Annotated in this window: 21 protein-coding genes; 3 read left to right on the top strand and 18 right to left on the bottom strand. The window is 72.1% G+C overall.

Annotation, left to right across the window (positions count from 1 at the left end):
* Positions 1-135: 135 nt before the first annotated feature.
* The gene (locus LRP67_RS00750; protein ID WP_231268097.1) at positions 136-999 is read right to left on the bottom strand and encodes a hypothetical protein; all 864 of its coding nucleotides are present in this window, start codon (positions 997-999) and stop codon (positions 136-138) included.
* 55 nt (positions 1,000-1,054) lie between these two features.
* Between LRP67_RS00750 and LRP67_RS00755 the strand changes: the two genes are divergently transcribed.
* Entirely contained in the window at positions 1,055-1,927 is an 873-nt protein-coding gene (locus tag LRP67_RS00755; RefSeq protein WP_374107387.1) for an A/G-specific adenine glycosylase, read from the top strand.
* Here LRP67_RS00755 and LRP67_RS00760 read toward each other — a convergent pair.
* The 12 genes from LRP67_RS00760 to LRP67_RS00815 all read right to left on the bottom strand — a co-directional run bounded on the left by LRP67_RS00760 (position 1,912) and on the right by LRP67_RS00815 (position 15,295).
* A complete protein-coding gene (locus LRP67_RS00760; protein ID WP_231268101.1) occupies positions 1,912-2,967 on the bottom strand; it encodes a glycosyltransferase family 2 protein in 1,056 nt (351 codons plus the stop codon). The two genes, LRP67_RS00755 and LRP67_RS00760, sit on opposite strands and share 16 nt — an antisense overlap.
* A 55-nt stretch (positions 2,968-3,022) precedes the next feature.
* Positions 3,023-4,078: a glycosyltransferase family 2 protein gene (locus LRP67_RS00765; protein WP_231268104.1), complete on the bottom strand. Its 1,056-nt coding sequence runs from the start codon at positions 4,076-4,078 to the stop codon at positions 3,023-3,025.
* 79 nt (positions 4,079-4,157) lie between these two features.
* A complete protein-coding gene (locus tag LRP67_RS00770; protein ID WP_231268106.1) occupies positions 4,158-6,725 on the bottom strand; it encodes an ATP-dependent Clp protease ATP-binding subunit in 2,568 nt (855 codons plus the stop codon).
* 235 nt (positions 6,726-6,960) lie between these two features.
* Positions 6,961-7,287 (bottom strand): Lsr2 family protein, encoded by a 327-nt coding sequence (locus tag LRP67_RS00775; protein WP_231268107.1) that lies wholly within the window; start codon positions 7,285-7,287, stop codon positions 6,961-6,963.
* 73 nt (positions 7,288-7,360) lie between these two features.
* Positions 7,361-8,134, bottom strand: coding sequence for a type III pantothenate kinase (locus LRP67_RS00780; RefSeq protein WP_231268109.1), 774 nt, complete (start codon positions 8,132-8,134; stop codon positions 7,361-7,363).
* Positions 8,131-9,027, bottom strand: coding sequence for a carboxylating nicotinate-nucleotide diphosphorylase (nadC, locus tag LRP67_RS00785; RefSeq protein WP_231268111.1), 897 nt, complete (start codon positions 9,025-9,027; stop codon positions 8,131-8,133). Before nadC ends, LRP67_RS00780 begins: the two co-directional genes overlap by 4 nt.
* Positions 9,024-10,730 (bottom strand): L-aspartate oxidase, encoded by a 1,707-nt coding sequence (locus tag LRP67_RS00790; RefSeq protein ID WP_231268114.1) that lies wholly within the window; start codon positions 10,728-10,730, stop codon positions 9,024-9,026. Before LRP67_RS00790 ends, nadC begins: the two co-directional genes overlap by 4 nt.
* 9 nt (positions 10,731-10,739) lie before the next feature.
* Positions 10,740-11,159, bottom strand: a complete 420-nt coding sequence (panD, locus tag LRP67_RS00795; protein ID WP_231268115.1) for an aspartate 1-decarboxylase — start codon at positions 11,157-11,159, stop codon at positions 10,740-10,742.
* Complete coding sequence (gene panC / locus LRP67_RS00800; RefSeq protein ID WP_231268116.1) at positions 11,159-12,055, bottom strand: pantoate--beta-alanine ligase; 897 nt, start codon at positions 12,053-12,055, stop codon at positions 11,159-11,161. The genes panD and panC overlap by 1 nt, the downstream gene beginning before the upstream one ends.
* Before the next feature lie 8 nt (positions 12,056-12,063).
* Positions 12,064-12,987, bottom strand: a complete 924-nt coding sequence (locus tag LRP67_RS00805) for a Rossmann-like and DUF2520 domain-containing protein (protein ID WP_231268118.1) — start codon at positions 12,985-12,987, stop codon at positions 12,064-12,066.
* 281 nt (positions 12,988-13,268) lie between these two features.
* Positions 13,269-14,210 (bottom strand): glycosyltransferase, encoded by a 942-nt coding sequence (locus LRP67_RS00810; protein ID WP_231268120.1) that lies wholly within the window; start codon positions 14,208-14,210, stop codon positions 13,269-13,271.
* Positions 14,207-15,295 carry a sulfotransferase family protein gene (locus LRP67_RS00815; protein ID WP_231268122.1) on the bottom strand — a complete coding sequence of 363 codons (1,089 nt, stop codon included), beginning with the start codon at positions 15,293-15,295 and terminating at the stop codon, positions 14,207-14,209. The genes LRP67_RS00810 and LRP67_RS00815 overlap by 4 nt, the downstream gene beginning before the upstream one ends.
* 51 nt (positions 15,296-15,346) lie before the next feature.
* Here LRP67_RS00815 and LRP67_RS00820 point away from each other — a divergent pair, with 51 nt between their 5' ends.
* Positions 15,347-16,456 (top strand): glycosyltransferase family 2 protein, encoded by a 1,110-nt coding sequence (locus tag LRP67_RS00820; protein WP_231268124.1) that lies wholly within the window; start codon positions 15,347-15,349, stop codon positions 16,454-16,456.
* A 98-nt stretch (positions 16,457-16,554) separates the two neighbouring features.
* Here the strand turns inward: LRP67_RS00820 and LRP67_RS00825 are convergent, their stop codons facing one another.
* The 3 genes from LRP67_RS00825 to LRP67_RS00835 all read right to left on the bottom strand — a co-directional run bounded on the left by LRP67_RS00825 (position 16,555) and on the right by LRP67_RS00835 (position 19,088).
* The gene (locus LRP67_RS00825; RefSeq protein ID WP_231268126.1) at positions 16,555-17,508 is read right to left on the bottom strand and encodes a glycine betaine ABC transporter substrate-binding protein; all 954 of its coding nucleotides are present in this window, start codon (positions 17,506-17,508) and stop codon (positions 16,555-16,557) included.
* A 66-nt stretch (positions 17,509-17,574) separates the two neighbouring features.
* Entirely contained in the window at positions 17,575-18,360 is a 786-nt protein-coding gene (locus tag LRP67_RS00830; protein ID WP_231268127.1) for an ABC transporter permease, read from the bottom strand.
* Entirely contained in the window at positions 18,357-19,088 is a 732-nt protein-coding gene (locus LRP67_RS00835) for an ABC transporter permease (RefSeq protein WP_231268129.1), read from the bottom strand. Before LRP67_RS00835 ends, LRP67_RS00830 begins: the two co-directional genes overlap by 4 nt.
* A 3-nt stretch (positions 19,089-19,091) precedes the next feature.
* Between LRP67_RS00835 and LRP67_RS00840 the strand changes: the two genes are divergently transcribed.
* Positions 19,092-20,099 carry an ABC transporter ATP-binding protein gene (locus LRP67_RS00840; RefSeq protein WP_269210899.1) on the top strand — a complete coding sequence of 336 codons (1,008 nt, stop codon included), beginning with the start codon at positions 19,092-19,094 and terminating at the stop codon, positions 20,097-20,099.
* Positions 20,100-20,126: 27 nt separating this feature from the next.
* Here LRP67_RS00840 and LRP67_RS21715 read toward each other — a convergent pair whose 3' ends face one another.
* Positions 20,127-21,212: a GNAT family N-acetyltransferase gene (locus LRP67_RS21715; RefSeq protein ID WP_231268131.1), complete on the bottom strand. Its 1,086-nt coding sequence runs from the start codon at positions 21,210-21,212 to the stop codon at positions 20,127-20,129.
* Positions 21,213-21,257: 45 nt separating this feature from the next.
* A complete protein-coding gene (locus tag LRP67_RS00850) occupies positions 21,258-21,839 on the bottom strand; it encodes a hypothetical protein (protein ID WP_231268132.1) in 582 nt (193 codons plus the stop codon).
* Positions 21,840-21,850 lie beyond the last annotated feature (11 nt).

A 21,850-nucleotide genomic window follows, 5' to 3' on the forward strand; every position in this document is an offset into this window, starting at 1 on the left:
GGAGCAGGTGGCCGGCGAGATCGGGCCGAGCCTACCGATGCCGCCCGCCTCGCCCCTCGGGGCCGACTACCTCGTCGAGCCCGACGTCCTGGTCGAGATCGAGGCGCCCCGATCTGGACTGACCGCGTTGGGCCCTCAGCTGATCCCGGACCCGTTCGGCTCGACGGCGCCGGACGGCTTTCCGGAGGGCTTCGCGTCGTCGTCCGGCTGGTTCGGCTTGCCACCGCCCGATCCGCCGCCCGATCCAGCGCCCGATCCGCCGGCCCCGCCCGTCGGGGAGGACGACGGCGCGGCGGACGGGGTGATGACCTCCGGCACCGGGCGGGTGAGCTCGAACTGCACCTCGGTCGGCTCCCCACCGAGCGCGGCCGCCGCCACCTGGTAGAAGCCCGGCATCGCCCAGTCGGCCTGGCGCGAGCACTCCTTGTCGGAGCGGCGGGCGTCGCCCCAGATCACCGGGACGGTGGTGCCGACGTCGCGACGCACGACCAGGTCCTTGACCGGCAGCACCCGCGGGCACTGCGCGGACGACCAGATCTTGTCGGAGCCGGAGCGGATGCGCAGGGTCAGGCTGCTGGAGGAGACCTGCCAGGTACACGCCTCGTCGACCAGGGTGCGGACATCGAGCAGCACGACCACGTCGCGCCCGACCACGGCGTCGACCACGCTCGGCGTGACCTCGAGGTCGTCGGCGGCACATGGGCCGTCGGGCTCCGCGAGCGTCGGGGCAGCACTGGTGCTCGGCTGGGTCGGGGTACGGCGCGGCTTGCGCGTCGCCGTCGACGACGGGCTGGACGACGCGCTGAGGGTGGCGTCGGACGAGGTCGGCGCGCCCGCGGCCTGCTGGGCTGCTCCCTCGTCTTGCGACGAGCCGTCGCTCGATCCGCTGAGGAGGCGGGCCAGGGAGACGACGAGCACGGTCACGAGGCCGACCAGGACGAGACGGCGGCGCCAGTAGACCGAGGCCGGGAGCGGACCACGAGTCAGGGGCGGGGGCATGACTGAACGCTAGTCACCAGACCGCCTACGGACGTGGTGCCACACCGTGGGGACAATGGATGCGATGGACCTCCACTCCCCCCTGCTGCAGTGGTACGACGAGCACGCCCGCGACCTGCCCTGGCGCGGCGCGGCGGCGACGCCGTGGTCGGTGATGGTCTCCGAGCTCATGCTCCAGCAGACCCCGGTGGCCCGGGTGCTCCCCATCCACGAGCAGTGGCTGGAGCGGTGGCCGACGCCGGCCGCGCTCGCCGCCGAGCCGACGGGCGAGGCGGTGCGGGCGTGGGGCCGCCTCGGCTACCCGCGCCGGGCACTGCGGCTGCACGCCGCGGCGGTCACCATCACCGAGCGGCACGACGGTGTCGTGCCGAGCTCCTACGACGACCTGATCGCCCTGCCGGGGATCGGCGACTACACGGCCGCCGCGATCGCCACCTTCGCCTACGGACGCCGCCACGTCGTGCTCGACACCAACGTCCGCCGGGTGCTCGCGCGCGCGGTCGGCGGCGTCGAGCTCCCCGGCCCGTCGGTCACGCGCGCCGAGCGCACGAGGGCAGCCGAGCTCCTGCCCGAGGACGAGCCGACCGCCGCCACCTGGTCGATCGCGCTGATGGAGCTGGGCGCCCTGGTCTGCACGGCCGCCGCTCCGCGTTGCGACGCCTGCCCCGTCGCCGACCGCTGCGCGTGGCGCGCGGCCGGCCGGCCGGCGTACGACGGTCCGGTGCGCCGGGCGCAGACCTGGGCCGGGACCGACCGCCAGTGCCGCGGCCGGCTGCTGGCGGTGCTTCGCGACAGCGACGGCCCCGTGCACCAGAGCCGCCTGGACGCCGTCTGGGCCGACGAGGCGCAGCGGGCGCGCTGCCTGGCCGGCCTGGTCGAGGACCGGCTGGCGGTCCGGACCGGCGCCGGCGGCTACGCGCTGCCCTGACCGGGGGCAGGGCGCACGGGCAGGCCCTGGGTGGCCCGTCCCAGCGCCCGGCGGTCCTCGCCCTTGCCGGAGGGGTGGAAGTGCACCTTGGGCTCGTGGCCCAGTCGCGCCAACAGCGCATCGATGTGCTCTCGCGCCCCGTCGGGGAGCGGGGCGGGGCTGTGCGTGCCGAGGCGCGGGTCGAGGTGCACCAGCAGCCCGAGCCCGTGCAGGGTCTCGAAGTCGTCCTCGGTGGTGCGCTCGAAGATCCGCATCAGGTACGGCGCGGCCTGCTCCTCGGCGAGCCCCTTGGACACGAGGGCGCGCAGGGCCCGTGCCGTGGGCTGGCGTGCGGAGCGCAGACCGGCGTCGGGACCGGCCTCGAGCATCGCGGTCCACTTGCGGACGAACTCCTCGCCGCTGAACGACTCGTAGTGCAGCATCCTGAGCGCGTCGTCGCTGTAGGACTCGAGCAGGTTCTGCTCCGCGTCGACGATGTCGTGCAGCCCGAGCCACCGGTCGAGGCGGGGGCGCATCCCGGACTTGCCGTTGATGTGACCGTGGAAGTACGCGCGGTTGTGCGGGCGGGCGATGACCCCCAGCGTGCACAGCATCAGGAGCTCCTCCTTGCCGAGCTTGCGCTTGAACCAGGTCGGCTCGCCGTCCCAGTGCTTGCGGCTGACGGCCTCGAGCGGGCTGAGTCGGACCGCCTCGACGTCGGCTGGCAGGGCCGCGAGCACCTCGCGGTCGAGCTGGACGATCTCGTCGCCGTCGATGTGGAAGACCCACTCGGCCTCCGGAAGGGTGCTCAGCACCAGTCGCACCACGTTGGCGTTGATCCGCTGCCGGCCGTTGAGCTTGGCGGGGCGTCCCCCGAGCCACCAGCTCTTGTCGGTGCGGACGCACGTGACGTGGGGGTGGGCCTCCAGGAAGGCGCGCACCGGGCGGTCGGCCGCGTCGAGGAACACGACGAGGTGGTCCGCCCCGCCGGCGAGGTTGCCGGCCACGAATCGCTGCACGTTGGCCAGGGTGTCCCTCACCGTGCTGACCGTGAAGATCATGAACGAGCCTAACCCGGCCCTCCGGTTGCCCCGGCCTCCTCGTGACCGGTCGGCGTCAGGACCGGCGCAGGAGGCCGCGCACGCCCTTCGGCGCGCCCTGGGCGCGCTTGAGGGCCTCACGGTCGGCGCCGGGCGAGCGGTAGGGGTGGAAGATCCCCTTGGGCTCCTCTCGCAGCCGGGCCAGCAGGCCGTCGAGATGCTGGCGCGCGTCGTTGCCCAGCGCCTCCGGCCGGTGGGTGCCCTCTCGTGGGTCCACCTCCACCAGCAGCCCGAGGTCGCGCAGGGTGTCGAAGTCGTCCTCGGTGGTGCGCTCGAAGATCCGCATCAGGTACGGCGCCGCCTGCTCCTCGCTGAGGCCCAGGGACACCAGCGTGCGCAGCGCCACGGCCGTGGGTTCGCGCCCGGAGCGCAGCCCGAACGTGGGGCCGGCGTCCAGCATCGAGGTCCACTTGCGCACGAAGTCCTCCCCGCTGAACGACTCGTAGTGCAGCACCGTCAGGGCGTCGTGGGTGTACGGGTCGACCCGGCTCTTGTCGGCCAGGACGACGTGGTGCAGCGTCAGCCACCGGTCCAGCCGGGGACGCAAGCCGCTCTTGCCCTCGAGGTGCCCATGGAAGAGCGCGCCGTTGTGCGGACGCTTGATCGCCCCCAGGACGTGCAGGAGGGTCAGGTCGTCCTTGCCCAGCATCTTCTTGAACCAGGTCGGGTCCTGGTCCCAGTGCTTACGGCTCACCGCCTCCAGCGGGGCGAGCTTGACCACCTCTACGTCGCCCGGCACGGCGCCCAGGACATCGCGGTCGATCTGCACGATCTCGTCGCCGTCGACGTGGAAGAGCCACTCCGCCTCCGGGAGCGTGCTGAGCAGCACCTTCACCAGGTTGGCGTTGATCCGCTGCCGGACGTTGAGCTCGGCCGGCCGTTCGCCCAGCCACCAGGTCTTGTCGGTGCGGACGCAGGTGACGTGCGGGTGGGAGTCCAGGAACGCCCGCACCTCGGGGTCGGGGCCGTCGAGGAACACGAACAGGTGGTCGGCGCCGCCCGCGAGGTTGCCCGCCACGAACCGCTGCACGTTGGCCAAGGTGTCCTTGACCGTGGTGACGGTGAAGATCATGCCGCGAGCCTAGCCAGTGGGCCCGGACGCGACAGGAGCCCCACCGGCGGACCGGTGGGGCTCCTGTGCGTGCTGGTGGCTACGCCTCGTTCTCGCGCGGCACGTCGATCGGGCCGTCGGAGTCGTCGGGCCCTTCGGCCAGGCCGACCTCGGCGGTCTCGAACGGCGGCAGGTCGGGCAGCGCCCCGACCTTCTGACCCTCGAAGGTGAAGGTCGCGCTCGCTCCCTCGCCCTCCACGTCGACCAGGACGATCTGGCCCGGGCCGACCTCGCCGAAGAGCATCTTCTCGGCCAGGGTGTCCTCGATCTCGCGCTGGATCGTGCGCCGCAGCGGACGCGCTCCGAGCACCGGGTCGAAGCCACGCTCGGCCAGCAGGTCCTTGGCGGGCTGCGTCAGCTCCAGGCTCATGTCGCGGTCGCGGAGCCGGAGCTCGACGGCCGTGATCATGTTGTCGACCATGGAGATGATCTGCTCGCGCGAGAGCGGCGGGAAGACGATGATCTCGTCGACACGGTTGAGGAACTCGGGCCGGAAGTGCTGCTTGAGCTCGTCGGCGACCTTGCTCTTCATCCGCTCATAGGAGCCCGCGGCGTCACCCGACTGCTGGAAGCCCAGGTTGACGGACTTGTTGATGTCGCGGGTGCCGAGGTTGGTCGTCATGATGATGACGGTGTTCTTGAAGTCGACGACCCGGCCCTGCGAGTCGGTCAGGCGACCTTCCTCGAGGATCTGCAGCAGGCTGTTGAAGATGTCCGGGTGCGCCTTCTCGACCTCGTCGAAGAGGACGACGGAGAACGGCTTGCGGCGCACCTTCTCGGTGAGCTGCCCGCCCTCCTCGTAGCCGACGTAGCCCGGAGGCGAGCCGAACAGCCGCGAGACGGTGTGCTTCTCGCTGAACTCGCTCATGTCGAGCTGGATCAGCGCGTCCTCGTCGCCGAAGAGGAACTCCGCGAGCGTCTTGGACAGCCACGTCTTACCGACACCGGACGGGCCGGCGAAGATGAACGAGCCGCCGGGGCGCTTGGGGTCCTTCAGCCCGGCGCGGGTACGGCGGATGGCCCGCGACAGCGCCCGGACGGCCTCTTCCTGGCCGATGACCCGCTTGTGGAGCTCGTCCTCCATCTTGAGCAGCCGCGTGGACTCCTCCTCGGAGAGCTTGACGATCGGGATCCCGGTCGCGACCGCCAGCACCTCGGCGATCAGCTCCTCGTCGACCTCGGCGACCTCGTCCATGTCGCCGGCGCGCCACTGCTTCTCGCGCTCGGCCTTCTTCTGGATGAGCTGCTTCTCCTCGTCGCGCAGCCGCGCGGCCGCCTCGAAGTCCTGACCGTCGATGGCGCCCTCCTTGCGCTGGCGCACCTCGGCGATCTTGTCGTCGTACTCACGCAGGTCGGCGGGGGCCGTCATGCGACGGATCCGCAGCCGTGAGCCGGCCTCGTCGATGAGGTCGATCGCCTTGTCCGGAAGGAAGCGGTCGGAGATGTAGCGGTCGGCCAGCGTCGCCGCCGAGACCAGCGCCTCGTCGGTGATCGTCACGCGGTGGTGCGCCTCGTAGCGGTCGCGCAGGCCCTTGAGCATCTCGATCGTGTGAGCGATGGAGGGCTCGGAGACCTGGATCGGCTGGAAGCGGCGCTCGAGCGCGGCGTCCTTCTCGAGGTACTTGCGGTACTCGTCGAGCGTGGTCGCGCCGATGGTCTGCAGCTCGCCGCGGGCCAGCATCGGCTTGAGGATGCTGGCCGCGTCTATCGCGCCCTCGGCTGCGCCGGCGCCGACGAGGGTGTGGATCTCGTCGATGAACAGCACGATGTCGCCGCGGGTGCGGATCTCCTTGAGCACCTTCTTCAGGCGCTCCTCGAAGTCACCGCGGTAGCGGGAGCCGGCGACGAGCGCGCCGAGGTCCAGGGTGTAGATCTGCTTGTCCTTGAGCGTCTCGGGGACGCTGCCGCGCACGATGTCCTGCGCCAGGCCGGCCACGATCGTGGTCTTGCCGACGCCGGGCTCGCCGATGAGGACCGGGTTGTTCTTCGTGCGGCGCGAGAGGATCTGCATGACCCGCTCGATCTCCTGCTCGCGGCCGATGACCGGGTCCAGCTTGCCCTCGCGGGCGTCCTGGGTCAGGTTGCGGCCGAACTGGTCGAGCACCAGCGACGAGGAGGGCGCGTCCGCGCCACTGCCCTGGGCGGCCGCCGAGGCGGTCGACTCCTTGCCCTGGAAGCCCGAGAGCAGCTGGATGACCTGCTGGCGGACCCGGTTGAGGTCGGCGCCCAGCTTCTGCAGCACCTGGGCGGCGACGCCCTCGCCCTCACGGATCAGGCCGAGCAGGATGTGCTCGGTGCCGATGTAGGAGTGGCCGAGCTGCAGCGCCTCGCGCAGGGACAGCTCGAGGACCTTCTTGGCCCGCGGGGTGAAGGGGATGTGGCCGCTGGGCGCCTGCTGGCCCTGGCCGATGATCTCCTCGACCTGGGCGCGCACCGCCTCCAGTGAGATGTCCAGGCTCTCGAGCGCCTTCGCGGCGACGCCTTCGCCCTCGTGGATGAGGCCGAGCAGGATGTGCTCGGTCCCAATGTAGTTGTGGGAGAGCATGCGGGCCTCTTCTTGGGCCAGCACGACCACCCGTCGGGCTCGGTCAGTAAACCGCTCGAACATGCGCATCGCTCCTGAAGATCAACGGGGCCGCCTCGTCCTGGGTCGGACGAAGGCGGAACATAGAGAACTAACCCCGCGGACAGCCTACGCGTTCCCGGTGAGCGCCCAACCGCGTCCGCCCACAGCGAACAGACGCGGCCGCCGACCCGTCACCAACTCACGCAAATGACGCTGACCCGTCACAAAGTTCGTGACGGGTCAGCGTGGCGCGCGCGGTACGCCGGCGCGGGGTGCGTCAGTTGGCGGCGTCGAAGGCGGAGCGGACGTCGGCGGGGATGCGTCCGCGGTCGGGGACCGTGTAGCCGTTGGAGCGGGCCCAGTCCCGGACCTCGCGGGCGCTGGGGCCGGCGGCGCTGGACTTCTTGGCGGCACGGCGGGCGCCGGCACTCCCGGACTTGCGGGCGTGGCCGACGTAGGGGCTAAGCGCGTCGCGCAGAGCCGCGGCGTTCTTGTCGTTCAGGTCGATCTCGTACGACGTGCCGTCGAGGCCGAACACCACGGTCTCGGTGGCCTCGGAGCCGTCGATGTCGTCGACGAGCACGATGTTGACCTTCTGCGCCATTGCAGACCTCTTCAGTGGGGGATATACGGGCGTTCCATCTTGACATTACCGAGCGCAAAAAGGAATTTGTCGCTCACGTATTCCTGTGGAACACCAATTCGAGACCCATCAGCGTGAGCCAAGGCGAATGATCGGTAAAGCATCGACATTCCTCGATCACCAGCGGGGCGAGATATCCGGTGGCCACGACGCGCAATCGCTCGGCGTCGGCCCCGAGCTCGGCGCGCATGCGGTCGACGATCCCCTCGACCTGGCTGGCCACGCCGAAGACCATGCCCGACTGCAACGCCTCGACGGTGTTCTTGGCGATGACCGAGCGCGGACGCTGCAGCTCCACCTTGCGCAGCTGGGCGCCGCGGGCGCCGAGGGCCTCGAGCGAGATCTCGATGCCGGGCGCGATGGCGCCGCCGACATACTGCCCCTGCGCGCTGACCACGTCGAATGTGGTCGCGGTCCCGCCGAAGTCGACCACGATGGCCGGTCCGCCATAAACCGTCGCCGCGGCCAGCGCATTGATTATCCGATCGGACCCGACTTCGCGTGGATTGTCCATCAGCACCGGAACTCCGGTGCGCACCCCCGGCTCCACGACCACGTGGGGCACGCCCCCGAAGTGGCGCGGCAGCATGTCGCGCCATTCGTGCAGGACGGCCGGCACCGTCGAGCAGACCACGATGCCCTGGACCTGGGCGAGCGCGTCGCCGAGCAGCCCGCGCAGCATGACCGCCCACTCGTCGGAGGTGCGGTGCTCGTCCGTGGAGACCCGCCAGTCGGCGCTCACCCGGCCGTCGGCGATGAGCCCGAGGACGGTGTGGGCGTTGCCGATGTCGGCCGCGAGCAGGCTCATCGGTCCTGGAGGTCCATGCCCAGGTCGAAGACCTTCACCGAGTGGGTCAGGGCGCCGACCGAGATGAAGTCGACGCCGGTCTCGGCCACCTCGCGGGCCCGCTCCAGCGTGAGGCCGCCCGAGGCCTCCAGCGTGGCCCGGCCGTCGGTGATCCGGACCGCCTCGGCCATCGTCTCGGTGGACATGTTGTCGAGCAGGATCTCGTTGCAGCCGACCGCCAGCAGCTCGCGCAGCTGCTCCAGGTCGGTCACCTCGACCTCCACCCGCAGGCCCGGGTACGCCGCCTGCACGGCGCGATAGGCCGGCACCACCCCGCCCGCGGCGATGACGTGGTTGTCCTTGACCATCGCCCGGTCGGCCAGGCTGACGCGATGGTTGACGCCGCCGCCGCAGCGCACGGCGTACTTCTGCAGCGCCCGGTAGCCCGGCAGGGTCTTGCGGGTGTCGAGCACCCGCGCCCTGGTGCCCTCGAGCGCCGCCACCCAGTGCGAGGTGGCGGTCGCGACACCGGACAGGTGGCTGGCGAAGTTGAGGGCCGTGCGCTCGGCGGTGAGCAGCCCACGGGTGGGGCCGGCCACGCGCATCACCACGTCGCCCGCACTCACCCGGGTCCCGTCGGGGAGCCGGTCGGCGACCTCCACGTCGTCGCCCATCACGACCGCGAACACCAGGGCGGCGACCCCGAGCCCGGCCACGACGCCCTCCTCGCGGGCCGCGAAGACCGCCTCGGCGCGCGCGTCGGGACCGATCGTCGACTCGGAGGTGACGTCGACGGTGTCTCCCGGCAGGTCCTCCTGCAGCCCGAGGTACACGAGGTCGACCAGCTCCTGGTGGCCGAGATCGGCGGCCATCAGCTCCTCCACGAGCTCGTGGGGTGGGCGGTGGAACTTCATGCGAGACCTCCGTCGCTGGGTGGGGCGGAGCGGAAGGTCGGGACCGAGGAGCCCTCCACGAAGACCGTGTCGAAGTGGCCCGACCAGCGGGCGTCGTCGCGCTCGGGGAAGTCCTCGCGCCAGTGCGAGCCGCGGGTCTCCTCCCGCAGCATCGCCGCGGCGGCCAGGGCAGCGCTGATGGTGAGCAGGTTGGTGGTCTCCCACGATTCCAGGTCGACCAGCTCGGCCGGGGTCCCGGCCAGCTTGTCCAGCATCCCGGTCGCGTCGGCGAGCCCCGAGGCCGTGCGCAGCACGCCCACCTTGGAGGTCATGACCTCCTGCAGCTCCGCGCGTACGCCGCCGGGCACCAGTCCCTCGGGCCGCTGGTCGGCGACGGGGTCGGCCCACGGGCGCAGCTCGCCGGGCAGCACCGTGGCGATCCGGCGGGAGAACACCAGGCCCTCCAGCAGCGAGTTGGAGGCCAGCCGGTTGGCGCCGTGGACGCCCGAGCAGGCGACCTCGCCGGTGGCGTAGAGGCCGGGGACGCCGGAGCGCCCGTGCAGGTCGGTGAGGACCCCGCCCGAGGCGTAGTGGCAGGCCGGCGCGACCGGGATCAGCTCGGTGACCGGGTCGACGCCGTGGGCGCGGGCCGTCGCGAGGATGGTGGGGAAGCGCCGCTCCCAGAATCTTGACACGCTCGCTTCGCTCGACTCTTCCGCGCCGAGGTGGCGGGCGTCGAGCCACATGTGCGGCCGGCCGGCCTCCAGCATCCGCTTCATGATCGCCTTGGCCACGACGTCGCGCGGCGCCAGGTCTCCGAGCGGGTGGACCCCCTCCATCAGGCGGTTCCCCTCGAAGTCGACGAGGAAGGCGCCCTCGCCCCGCACCGCCTCCGAGATGAGCGGCTGCTGGCCGTGGGAGTCGGCGCCGAGGTACATCACCGTCGGGTGGAACTGCACGAACTCCAGGTCCCGCAGCGTCGCGCCGGCCCGCAGCGCCAGCGCCATGCCGTCACCGGTGGAGACCGACGGGTTCGTGGTCTGGCTGAAGACCTGGCCGAGGCCGCCGCTGGCCAGCACCACCGCTCGGCAGTGCACGGCGCCCACGCCGTCGCGCTGTCCCTCGCCCATGACGTGCAGCGTCACACCGGCCACGCCGCCGTCCGCGGCGAGCAGCAGGTCGACGGCCAGCGCGTGCTGGACGACCTCGATCTCGGGGGCCGCCGCGACGGCCTCGATCAGCGCCCGCTGGATCTCGGCGCCGGTGGCGTCGCCGCCGGCGTGGGCGATGCGGTCGCGGTGGTGGCCGCCCTCGCGGGTGAGCGAGATGAGGCCGTCGTCGTCGTGGTCGAAGTTGGTGCCGAGCGCGATCAGCTCGCGGACCGCCTCGGGCCCCTCGTTGACCAGGATCCGTACGGCGTCCGGGTCACAGGCTCCGGCGCCCGCGACGAGGGTGTCGACCTCGTGCTCCTCGGGGGTGTCGCCCTCTCCGAGCGCGGCGGCGATGCCGCCCTGCGCCCACTGCGTCGAGCCGGCGGCCAGCACGTCCTTGGTGACGACCAGGACCTTGTCCACGTGGTCCTTGAGCCGCAGGGCGGCGGTGAGCCCCGCGATGCCGGACCCGATGACGACGACGTCGGACCGCGTGGTCCAGCCCGGCTCGGGCGCGGTCAGGCGCGCGGGGACCCGGCTCACGGGCGGGTCGAACGAGCGCTCCCTAGGCATCCGCAGAATCTAGCCGGTCACCGTGGTGTCCCCGCGGACCAGCCCGGCACCCTGGAACGTCTCGGCCGGGTCGAAGCCCGTGGCCAGGATCTTGTTGTCGGCGTCGACGAAGACGACGTGCGGCTTGAGCTCCTTGGCCTCGGCGGTGTCCATCTGGCCGTAGCCGATCAGGATGACCAGGTCGCCGGGGTGCACGAGGCGGGCCGCGGCGCCGTTGATGCCGATGACGCCGCTGCCCCGCTCGCCAGCGATCGTGTAGGTCTCGAGGCGGGCGCCATTGGTGATGTCGACGATGTGGACGAGCTCGCCGGACAGCAGGTCGGCGGCGTCGAGCAGGTCCTCGTCGACCGTGACCGAGCCGACGTAGTGCAGGTCGGCCTGGGTGACCGTGGCCCGGTGGATCTTGCTCTTCATCATGGTCCGCAGCATCAGCTGCTCCCTTCACGCGTGGCGGGGCTGCCGACGGTCCCGATGACCAGGGGCATGTTGTCGATGAGACGGGTGGCGCCCAGGCGGGCGGCGACCAGGATCCTGGCCTCGGTGCCGGGGGGCACCTGGTCGGGCAGGTCGCCGAGCTCCGGCGTCGTGAGCGCGAGGTAGTCCAGGTCGACCGCCTTGGCGGTGCGCAGCTCGGCGCGGGCCGCGGCCAGGGCGGCGTTGACGCCGTACTGCGCCTCCGCACGAGCGGCGAGCAGCGCCCGGCTCAGCACCACGGCCTCCTGCCGCTGCTCGGGGTCGAGGTAGCGGTTGCGGCTGGAGAGCGCGAGCCCGTCGGGCTCGCGCTCGGTCTCGGCCCCGAGCACGTCGACGCCGAGGCAGAGGTCGGCGACCATGCGCCGTACGAGGACCAGCTGCTGGTAGTCCTTCTCGCCGAAGACCGCGACGTCGGGCCGCACCAGGCCGAGCAGCTTGGCGACCACGATCAGCACGCCGCGGAAGTGGGTCGGCCGGATGCGGCCCTCCAGAATGCCGGCGAGCGGGCCGGGGTCGATGGTGACCATCGGCTCGCCGCCCGGGTAGACCTCCTCGACCGACGGCGCGAACACCACGTCGACGCCCTCGCGGCCGCAGACCTCGAGGTCCTGGTCCAGGGTGCGCGGGTAGCGGTCGAGATCCTCGTCGGCCCCGAACTGCATCGGGTTCACGAAGATCGAGGCGACCACGGGTCCGTCCACGGCGTCGCGGGCGACCCGCATGAGGCTGGCGTGGCCGGCGTGCAGCGCGCCCATCGTGGGCACGAAGCCGACCCGGGCCCCGCGGGCGCGGGCCGGCGCCAGGAGCTCGGCGAGCTCCTGGCGCGTGGAGGCGAGGACGGGCCTGGTCATCGTGCCGCTCAGCGGGCGTCGCGCAGGTCGCGCAGGTAGACCGGCTGCGCCGCGCTCTCGGCCAGCGCCTCGTCGAGGAGTTGGTTGATCTTGAGCGCCCGGATCGGCACCAGCCGCCCGTCCGTGACGGCGCGGCCGAGCGTGGCGCGGCCCAGGGCGACGTACGACGCCATCGTCTGCGGCGCCTTGAGCGCGATCTCCTGGAGGTGGGCCGCCACGGTGTTGGCGTCGCCGCGCACGATCGGGCCGGTCAGCGCGGCGTCGCCCTGGGCGAGCGCGTTGTCGAGCGCGGCCGAGAGCAGCGGGCGCAGGGTCGCGGCCGGGTCGTCGGCGCCTGCCGCGGTGAGCAGCTCCATCGCCTCGGTCACGAGGGTGACCAGGTGGTTGGCGCCGTGGGCCAGCGCGGCGTGGTAGAGCGTGCGGCTCTCCTCGGGCACCCACATGGGGCGTCCTCCGAGGTCGGCGACCAGCGACTCCGCGAAGGCCCGCTCGTCCGCCCCGGCGGTCAGGCCGAACACGCAGCCGTCCAGGCGGTCGAGGTCGAGCTCGGTGCCGGTGAAGGTCATGGCCGGGTGCATGGCGACGACGCGGGCACCCACGGCCGCCGCCGGCGCGAGCACCTCGAGGCCGTGGCGGCCCGACGTGTGCACGACGTACTGGCCCTCGCGGAGGGCGCCGCTCGCGCTCAGCATGGAGACGACGTTGGGCAGCATGTCGTCGGGGACCGTCAGCAGCAGCAGGTCGCTCACGCGGGCGACGCTGCTGGGCTTCTCGGTCGGCACGCCCGGGAGGAGCGCGGCGATGCGCTGGTGCGAGGCGTCGGACTCGCCGGCGGCGGCCACGATCTCGTGACCCGCGGAGCGGAGCCGGGAGGCGAGTACTGCGCCGACGCGACCCGCGCCGACGACACCCACCCGAAGGTGCTGCGTCATGTTCGAACCTTTCGTTCCAGTCCCTCCGACCACCCGCTCGCGCGGGCCGGTGTGGGTACCGGACGTGTGCTCGTCTGGTGTCTGCTACCTAGGCAACACCGAAGGTACGCGGTTGTTTCCCGTCTGTGAACGGGGAGTGACGTGACCTAGCCGACACACTTGGTTTGGGCGCCCACGGGAGATTCACCGGGTGCCCGGTGAAACTCATGCCTCCCCGACGAAGCTTCGTACAGGAGGCACGAGATTCACCGGGTGCCCGGTGAATCTTGGGACCGGTGTGGTCAGCGCCCGGCCGCGTCGTCGGAGGTGACGACCGAGCCGACGTCGAGGGGGCGGGGTGCTTGGGGGAGCCACTCGCGGGTGACGTGGTCGACGATGTGGACGCCGTCGGGCGCGTGGATCTCGTGCACGCCAGGCAGGACGGTGCCCTCGCGGAGGGCGTTGAAGACCGCCCACTCGCGGCGCTTGCGCTTGTTGCGGAAGCTGGTGGCGAACGACGCGGGGTCGGTCCAGTGGGCGAACTCGTCCCCGTCGAGGTACTTCAGCTCCACGCACAGGCCGTGCGGCAGCCCGATCGAGCGCACCCGCTCGGGCGTCGTACGAACCTCCCACTCGAAGGCCTTGGTGAACACGAAGTCCGGCCCCATCGGGTAGCCCCACTCCTCGGCGTTGCGCAGCCCGAGGTCGAGGTAGCCGTGCCGGTCGCCGTCGAGGTACAGGCCGTGGCGAGGCACCCGGATGATCGACTGCACGTCGCCGACCTGCCACGCCAGGTCGGCGAGGGAGGTCTCGCCCTCGGTGGTGAGGACCATGTCGCCGTCCCACTTCCACGAGTAACGGGTCTGCACCTGCGCGAAGCACCAGTTGTAGAAGTAGGCCAGCGAGTGCACCGACCGCTCGTGCTGCGCGAGGTGCTCCGCACCGGCGCGCGCGACCGTGAAGGGGTACGACGTCAAGGTGAGCTTGTCGGCGCGCCCGGACCGGTCCGCGGTCTCGCGCACGACGTCGGGCGTGCCGTCCGTCGAGCCGTTGTCGACGACCAGCACGTGGTTCATGGCGCGCAGCAGCGGCGGCAGCACGAACGGCAGCGACGGCGCCTCGTCCTTCACCCGCAGCACCGCGGTGCTCCCGGCGCGCAGGCCACCGGGGCGGGTCCAGGGCCAGGTGATGTCGAAGTCCGTGTGGCCCTCGAGGTTCTGCAGGCCGGAGCCGGTCGCCTTCATCGGGCGCGGCCGGCGGCCCTGCGCAACCCGCGGCGCACCGACGGCGGAATGGCCGCGCGCAGGCCGTGCGGGATCCGGTCGGCAACGCGGGTCGGCTCGCCCGCGGCCTCCGGGCCCGGGCCCTGGGGCCGCTTCAGCTGAGCGCGGGTCGCCTGCTCGGCGGCGACCACCGAGGAGCGGGAGATCGCCTCGGCCTCGGCGTACAGGTCGACGTAGGCCTCGCGCAGCTGGTCGAGCGTGGCGTGCACGTCGGCGGTGTCGCCGTCGGGCTCGGCCAGCTTGTTGAGCTCGGTCCAGGTCTCCTCGGTCAGCTCGTGCAGCTTGGGCGGGAGGTTCAGGTCGGCGAGGCTCTGACCCATCCGACGCAGTGAGGGGTCGACGAAACGGTGACCGTCACGGATCTGCTCGCTGTTGGCGTGCAGGACGCCCTGCAGCTGCAGCCGCTCCCCCACCCACATCGTCGTCTTCGTCCAGTCGTCGAGCAGGTCGGCGTAGCGCACGAAGACCCGCCCACCGTCGGCCACGGACTCCCGGGTGGCGCGCTCGGTGTGCAGCAGCATGTTGAGCCAGGAGGCCGCGAGGTGAGCGGAGCCCAGCCGGTTGGCGTAGTACTTCTGCTTGCTCCCGACCACCTCCGCCGGCGGGCGCAGCATGGTCGCGAAGACCGGCGTCGCGTCGTTGCGGATGGCCGCGACGCGCCACAGCGAGAGGAACCAGCTCAGTCGCGGGTCCTTGACGACCAGCTCACGGCTCACCTCGAACTGCTCGCCCAGCCACTGCGCGGTCTTGATCCGCTCCGGCTCGCGGGTCGAGATCCGCCCCGTCTCGAACCAGGCCTCCGGGCGGGCGTCGCTCACCTGCACCAGCGCCGCCTTCAGCAGCCGGTCGTGGTGGTCGACGACCCAGCGCGGCTCCCCGAAGCCCTTGGGGTTGGTCTCGTCGGCGTCCACCTCGGGCTGTGGCACGTGCAGACCGAGGATCGACATCAGCCCGGCCATCGTGCTGGTGCCGCTGCGGCCGGCGCCGGCCACGAAGAGGACCTTGCGGGGGTAGTCCTCGGGGGTCACGTCAATGGGGTCGCTCACGAGCGACGAGCCTAGCTGTCGATACCGTGCGGGCATGAAGTACGGGCGACCATGAGGTTCGGGCGTCGGCCACGGCCGCGCGTGGGCGTCGTCGTCCCCGTCTACGACGTCGAGGAGTACGTCGACGCCTGCCTGGACAGCCTGCTCGCGCAGGAGGGGGTCGACGTCGAGGTCGTTGTGGTCGACGACGGCTCGACCGACGGCTCGGCCGTCCGCGTGCAGCGCTTCGTCGATGCCGGGCACCCGGTGCGGCTGGTGCGCACCGCCAACCACGGCCTCGGCGCCGCCCGCAACGAGGGCGCGCGCCACGTCACGGCCGACCTGCTGGCCTTCGCCGACTCCGACGACGTGGTGCCGCCGACGGCGTACGCGACGATGGCGCGCGAGCTGCGGCGCAGCGGGTCGGACTTCGTCACCGGCTCGGTCGAGCGGTGGGAGGGCGAGCAGCGATGGGAGCCGCCGTGGATGCGGCGCATGCACCGCCAACGGATGGCGATCGCCATCGACAGTGAGCCCGAGATCCTGGGCGACGTCTTCGCGTGGAACAAGCTGTTCCGGCGGTCCTTCTGGGAGGGCAGCGGCCTGCGCTGGCCGGAGGGCGTCCGCTACGAGGACCAGCCCACCACGACCGCCGCCTACCTGCGCGCGCAGCGCTTCGCGATCATCCCGGACGTCGTCTACCACTGGCGGGTCCGGACCGAGGGCACCTCGATCACGCAGCAGCGCTCCTCCCTGCAGGACCTCCAGGACCGCTGGACAACCAAGCGGATGGCCCTGGCCAGCGTGGAGTCGTACGGCTCGACGAAGGTCACGAAGGTCTTTCGGGACCGGGTGCTCCCCGGCGACCTGCACCGCTACTTCGTCGAGATCCCGGGCTGCGACGACGCGTGGTGGGAGCTCCTCGTCAGCGGCGTGCGCGAGCTGTGGTCGGGGCGCTCACTCACCCACTCCGGGCTGCCGCCGGTGCACCGGCTGACCGGCTGGCTGGTGGAGCAGGGCCGCCGCGAGGACGCCACCGCCGTGATGGAGTACGCCGCCGGGCTGGCCGGTCAGCGCATCCCGCGGGTCACCGACGACCGCGGGACGCGGATCGACGTGCCGGTCATCGACCCCCGCACCGTCGACCGCGCCGCCCTGGACGTCCGCGACACCGAGCTGTGAGCGCGACCGGGTCGGACCCGGATCACCAGCCACCCCCGGGTGATCTGCTACCTGGTCGTGCCCGGACCCCGCCGCCGCGAAGCGCCGGAACCGCCGGGTCAGACCAGCCCGGACTCCTTCAGGAACGACTCGGCGACGTCCGGGATCGGCTCGCGGTCCACCGTGGCCTGGACCAGGAGCTCGCCGAGGGTCTCGTTGTCGAGGGCGGCCATGAGCTCGTTGAGGCGGTCGGCCACGTCCTCGTGGTCGGCGATGAAGTCGCTGCTGACCAGGGGGATGAAGTTCTGGGCCGGCTGGATGCCCAGGTCGTCCTCGAGCAGCAGCAGCCCGCGGTCCTCCAGCGTCACGTCGAGCGTGCCCGTCTGCCCCAGGTCCGACTCGCCGTCGATCACCGAGTCGTAGGTCTGCTGAGAGGCGAAGCCGGTGCCGAGGAACTTCGAGACGTCGATGCCGTAGACGTCCTCGAGGCCGGCCTGGCAGTCGGCGCGCTCGGGGCAGTCCTTGTTGGCCGCCAGGGTGACCGACTCGCCCTCGAGGTCGGACAGCGCGGTCGCGCCGCCGAGCTGCTCGGCGTAGTCCTGGGTGATGAAGTAGGCGTTCTGCGAGTTGGCCGGGGACGGGTCGAGCAGCTCGAGCCCCCGGTCGGCGAGCAGCGGGGTCACGGCTTCGACGGTGGCCTCGGTGTCGTTGCTGGAGATGGGCTCCGCGTCGGCACCGTTGGCCTGGGTGTTGACCAGGTCGGCGATGCCGCTCAGGTAGTCCGAGGCGACGTCGACGTCGTCGGGCATCTGGTTGAGGTAGATGTCGCGCTGACCCACCAGCTGGGTCTTGACGTCGTAGCCCGCGTCGTCGAGCACCTGGGCGTACATCTCGGTCACGAGCGCGGCCTCGTCGAAGTCCTGGCTGGCGATCGTGACCTTCTCCCCACCACCCCCGCCGCCACCGCCGCCACCGTCGGACTCCAGGTCGTCGCCGGCACAGCCGGCCAGGACGAGGGACGCGGCGACGGCCGCCGCGCCCAGCAGACGGGAGGAGGTGAGTCGTCGGGTCATGATGGTGCACCTTCCGTGTCCCGCAGGCATGTCCCTGCGCGTGTCCGGTGACGGGGCTCGCCCTCGTCAGTGGCCCTGGCTGGCCGACGAGACCACAGTAGGCGCTGCCGCCGACAGCTCACCATCCACTTCGCGGGCGCGACGGCCGCCGCCGGGCCGCACCCAGCGCTCGACGAGCGCCGCCGTGAGCTCGAGCAGGAGCGCCATGACGGCCACGACCACGGCGCCCGCGATGCCCTTGCCGTAGTCCTCGGAGTCGAAGCCGTCCACGATGACCCGGCCGAGCCCCGGCCCGACCACGAGCGCCGCGATCGTGGCGGTCGCCCAGACCTGGACGAGGGCGAGGCGCAGCCCCGACACCACCAGAGGCAGCGCCAGTGGCAGCTCGACGCGCAGGAACAGCTGCCAGCCGGTCATGCCCATGCCGCGCGCGGCCTCGACGATCTCCTTCGGCACCTCACGCATCGCGACATAGGCGTTCGTGACGATCGGGGGAAGCGCGAACAGTGCGAGCGCCACCAGGGTCGAGGCGCCCGCTCGCCCGTACGGGCCGAGCTCGCCGGCGCCCGGGAACCTGCCACCGTTCCAGCCCCAGGGGTCGGCGACGACGAAGAGCGCGAGCAGCGCGAAGGTCGGGATGGCGCGACCGAAGTTGGTCACGTTGATGGCGAGGAAGCCGCCGCGACCCAGGTGCCCCAGCGTGAGCGCGACCGGCAGGGCGACGGCGGTCGCCACCAGCATCGCGGTCAGGGTGAGCAGCAGCTGCTCGACCAGGAGCGCGAGCATCCCGTCGTACCCGCGCCAGCTGGCGGGGTCGAACAGGTAGGCCATGGCGTCGGCGAAGACGTTCACGTCCGCGCCCCTCTCGTCCAGGGGGTGAGCAGGCGCTGAACGACCACGAGCACCGCGTCGAGGACCAGCGCGAGGAGCACGCACAGCACCGATGCGGTCACCAGCTCGGCGCGGAAGTTCGCGTCCACGCCGTGTGCGATGAGCCGGCCCAGACCGCCGTAGGTCCGCTCGACCAGGCTGCCGACGGTGGTGAGCGCCACCGTCGAGACCGTGGCGACCCGCAGTCCGGCCACGATCACGGGCAGGGCCAGGGGCAGCTCGACCTTGAGCAGCAGCCTGCCGGGGCCGTAGCCGAGGCCCGTCGCCGACTCCCGGACCTCGTCGGGGACCGCGCGCAGGCCGTCGAGGATGGCGCGGACCAGCACGGTGAGCGCGTAGAGCGCGAGCCCGAGGACGACGGTGGTGGCCGAGATCCCGGTGAACGGGAGGAAGAGCGGGAAGAGCGCCAGGGACGGGATCGTGTAGATCGCGGTCGCGCTGCCGAGCACCCAGGACTCCGCTCGCGGCAGCCGGCGGGCGAGCAGTGCGAGGGGGAAGGCGAGCAGGGTGGCGAGCACCAGCGCGGCGAGGGTGATCTGCACGTGCCAGACCAGGGCGTCGAGGATCTCCGAGCGGCGGTCCTCGACGTACTGCCAGCACAGCCACTCGTTGGCTTCCTGGGTGTTGGCGTAGCACGTCGGCTCGCGCCCGGACATCGCTGCGGTGACGAGCGCCGCGGGTAGGGTCACCGCATGGACGCTACCCGCTCGGCGGCCCCGGGCGACGACTCCTCACCGATGATCCGCCTGAGCGGCGTGGGCAAGACCTACGAGGACGGCGCGGTGGCCGTGCACGAGCTCGATCTCGAGGTGGCCCGTGGCGAGCTGGTCTGCCTGGTCGGCCCGTCGGGGTGTGGCAAGTCCACGACGCTGAAGATGATCAACCGGCTGATCGAGCCCTCGACAGGGACGATCGAGATCGACGGACGCGACGTCACCGGTCAGGACCCCGTCGAGCTGCGCCGCGGCATCGGCTACGTCATCCAGCAGGTCGGGCTGTTCCCGCACCAGCGGATCACCGCCAACGTCATGACCGTGCCGCTGCTGTGCGGCGAGTCGAGGGCGACCGCCCGCGAGCGGGCGCACCACCTGCTGGAGCTCGTCGGGCTGGACCCGGCGACGTACGGCGAGCGCTACCCCCACCAGCTCTCGGGCGGACAGCAACAGCGGGTCGGGGTCGCGCGGGCGCTGGCGGCCGACCCGCCGGTGCTGCTCATGGACGAGCCGTTCGGCGCCGTCGACCCCGTCGTGCGGGTGCGGCTGCAGGACGAGTTCCTGCGGCTGCAGCGCGAGCTGGGCAAGACCGTCGTCCTCGTCACCCACGACATCGACGAGGCCGTGCGGATGGGCGACCGGGTCGCGATCTTCGCGGCCGGCGGACGCCTGGCGCAGTACGCGACCCCCGTCGAGCTGCTCGGGCACCCCGCCGACGACTTCGTGGCCGACTTCGTGGGTGCGGAGCGGGGGCTGCGCCGGCTCTCGGTCACCCCGATCGACCGCGCGCACCTCGAGCCCCTCGACGGCGTCAACGCCGGCGAGCTCGGCGCGGCCATCGACCTGGACAGCACCCTGGAGGAGGCTCTCGCACTCATGCTGCGAGACGACCGGCTGATGGTCGGGGTGCGCGACGGCGCCCAGTTCGTCGGCGTCCTCACCCCCAACGGCGTCCACCGCGCCCTCCGCGCGTCGCTCGTCCAGTAGGCGGGCAGCAGGCCGGTGGGGTAGTCCCTAGTCGGCGACCGGCACGTCGCGGTGCCAGGACTCGGTGACGTACTTGGTCTGCCAGCCCATGGAGACGTAGAGGCCGTCGGCGCCCGTCGAGGAGTCGGCGTCCACCTCGAGGGTGACGCGGTCGCGGCCGCGGGCGGCGGCGTCGGCGATCACCGTGCGCAGCAGACCCTTGGCGACGCCGCGGCCGCGAGCCGCCTCCAGGACGCCGATGTAGGACACGTACGACCCGTCGGGGCCGTTCGCCGACTCCGAGTGGCTGCCGATCAGCGCACCCACCGGCGTCACGCCGTCGCCGTCGTCGACCTCGGCCACCCACCAGTGGTCCCAGCGATGGCCGGGGTCCTCGCGGAGCCGGTGGACGAACTCGTCGAAGGTCTCCGCCCACGAGTTGAAGTGGTCGACGAACGCGCCCTCGAGGACGTCGTGCACCTCGCGCAGGTCGTCCTCGTCGGGCATGCCGTCGCGGCCCCGGCGCACGAGGCGGAAGCTGGCCCGGTCGGTCGCCCAGCGCTCGGGCGAGGGCACCAGCGTGGCCTCGTCCGGAGTCACCGGACGGCTCATCTGCCACCAGGTGCGCACGCGACGGAAGCCGGCCGCGGCGAGCCAGCGGTGCTGGCGGTCGTCGTCGGCGAACGCACCCGTGTCGATCTGCTGGACCTCCAGCCCCCGGGCGCGGCCCACGGCGCGGGCCTGCCCCACCGCCCACTCGACGAGGACGTCGGAGCAGGAGCGGCCCAGGCCCTCGGGCAGGTCCCGGGACACGATGTGGAGGAAGAGCATCCGGCCGCCAGCGCGGTCATGGACGCTGCCCCAGGCCTGGACCTCGCCGGAGGCATCGCGGACCACGACGTTCTCGCGGGTGCGCAGGCCGGACTCGGAGACCTCGACCAGCACGTCGTCCAGGCCGGATGCGGCCCAGCCCCGGCCGTGGCGCTCGTGGGCACGCAGCAGGTGGGTCAGCCGGGCCAAGGTGAACCGGTCGCCCGGGTCGGGGGTCTCGACGCGCCAGCCCACGGGCAGCCCGGGCCGTTGCGGCAGGAGCTCGTCGGGGTCACTCAGGAATCGGGACTCGTCGGTGCTCACGACCGACGATTCTCGCAGGACGCCTCCGGCGCCGCCGCGTGGGGCTCAGGCGTGCTTGCGGGTGAGCTGCGCGGCCCGCCACTCGGCGGTGACGACGTCGAGCTCCTGCTCCAGCTCGGCCACGCGGACGATCGCCTGGGCGGCGCGCTCCTCGGCGTCGTCGAGGCGCATGCGCAGGGCGGACACGTCGCGCGCGGCGTCGTCGGCACGCCGCTGCTCGGCGGCCAGCTTCTGGTGCGCCTCGACGAGGCAGCCCTGGGCATCCTCCAGGTCGCGCTCCAGCGCCTGGATGGTCCGCTCGTGGGCGGAGAGGCGCGCCGACGTGGCCGCGACGTAGGCCGCGTTCTCGGCAGTACGGGCGACGGTGATGTCGCGGTAGCCCTGCGCCTGGGCGGCGCGGTCGCGCGCCGCCTCCCGGCGGGAGTCGGCCAGCTCGGCGTGGGTGATGCGGGTGGCCGCGGCGCCCAGCGCCACGGCGAGGACGCCAGCGACCGTGAGCGCGAGCCACGAGCCACTGAGTGCGGCCCCGGCGACGGCCAGGGCGGCGACGGCGATCAGCGTGCAGGCGACGACCAGGCGGGTGGACCGCTGGCGTCGGCGCACGGGGGTGCTGGACGGGGAAGGCATGTGCTGAGCGT

Source organism: Nocardioides sp. cx-169, assembly GCF_021083605.1.
Classification (GTDB): Bacteria; Actinomycetota; Actinomycetes; order Propionibacteriales; family Nocardioidaceae; genus Nocardioides.

What these genes read in the sequence shown, in the direction of transcription:
- LRP67_RS00750 (WP_231268097.1), bottom strand. Translation starts at nt 999, where the DNA reads ATGCCCCCGCCCCTGACTCGTGGTCCGCTCCCGGCCTCGGTCTACTGG.
- LRP67_RS00755 (WP_374107387.1), top strand. Translation starts at nt 1,055, where the DNA reads ATGGATGCGATGGACCTCCACTCCCCCCTGCTGCAGTGGTACGACGAG.
- LRP67_RS00760 (WP_231268101.1), bottom strand. Translation starts at nt 2,967, where the DNA reads ATGATCTTCACGGTCAGCACGGTGAGGGACACCCTGGCCAACGTGCAG.
- LRP67_RS00765 (WP_231268104.1), bottom strand. Translation starts at nt 4,078, where the DNA reads ATGATCTTCACCGTCACCACGGTCAAGGACACCTTGGCCAACGTGCAG.
- LRP67_RS00770 (WP_231268106.1), bottom strand. Translation starts at nt 6,725, where the DNA reads ATGTTCGAGCGGTTTACTGACCGAGCCCGACGGGTGGTCGTGCTGGCC.
- LRP67_RS00775 (WP_231268107.1), bottom strand. Translation starts at nt 7,287, where the DNA reads ATGGCGCAGAAGGTCAACATCGTGCTCGTCGACGACATCGACGGCTCC.
- LRP67_RS00780 (WP_231268109.1), bottom strand. Translation starts at nt 8,134, where the DNA reads ATGAGCCTGCTCGCGGCCGACATCGGCAACGCCCACACCGTCCTCGGG.
- nadC (WP_231268111.1), bottom strand. Translation starts at nt 9,027, where the DNA reads ATGAAGTTCCACCGCCCACCCCACGAGCTCGTGGAGGAGCTGATGGCC.
- LRP67_RS00790 (WP_231268114.1), bottom strand. Translation starts at nt 10,730, where the DNA reads ATGCCTAGGGAGCGCTCGTTCGACCCGCCCGTGAGCCGGGTCCCCGCG.
- panD (WP_231268115.1), bottom strand. Translation starts at nt 11,159, where the DNA reads ATGCTGCGGACCATGATGAAGAGCAAGATCCACCGGGCCACGGTCACC.
- panC (WP_231268116.1), bottom strand. Translation starts at nt 12,055, where the DNA reads ATGACCAGGCCCGTCCTCGCCTCCACGCGCCAGGAGCTCGCCGAGCTC.
- LRP67_RS00805 (WP_231268118.1), bottom strand. Translation starts at nt 12,987, where the DNA reads ATGACGCAGCACCTTCGGGTGGGTGTCGTCGGCGCGGGTCGCGTCGGC.
- LRP67_RS00810 (WP_231268120.1), bottom strand. Translation starts at nt 14,210, where the DNA reads ATGAAGGCGACCGGCTCCGGCCTGCAGAACCTCGAGGGCCACACGGAC.
- LRP67_RS00820 (WP_231268124.1), top strand. Translation starts at nt 15,347, where the DNA reads ATGAGGTTCGGGCGTCGGCCACGGCCGCGCGTGGGCGTCGTCGTCCCC.
- LRP67_RS00825 (WP_231268126.1), bottom strand. Translation starts at nt 17,508, where the DNA reads ATGACCCGACGACTCACCTCCTCCCGTCTGCTGGGCGCGGCGGCCGTC.
- LRP67_RS00840 (WP_269210899.1), top strand. Translation starts at nt 19,092, where the DNA reads ATGGACGCTACCCGCTCGGCGGCCCCGGGCGACGACTCCTCACCGATG.
- LRP67_RS00850 (WP_231268132.1), bottom strand. Translation starts at nt 21,839, where the DNA reads ATGCCTTCCCCGTCCAGCACCCCCGTGCGCCGACGCCAGCGGTCCACC.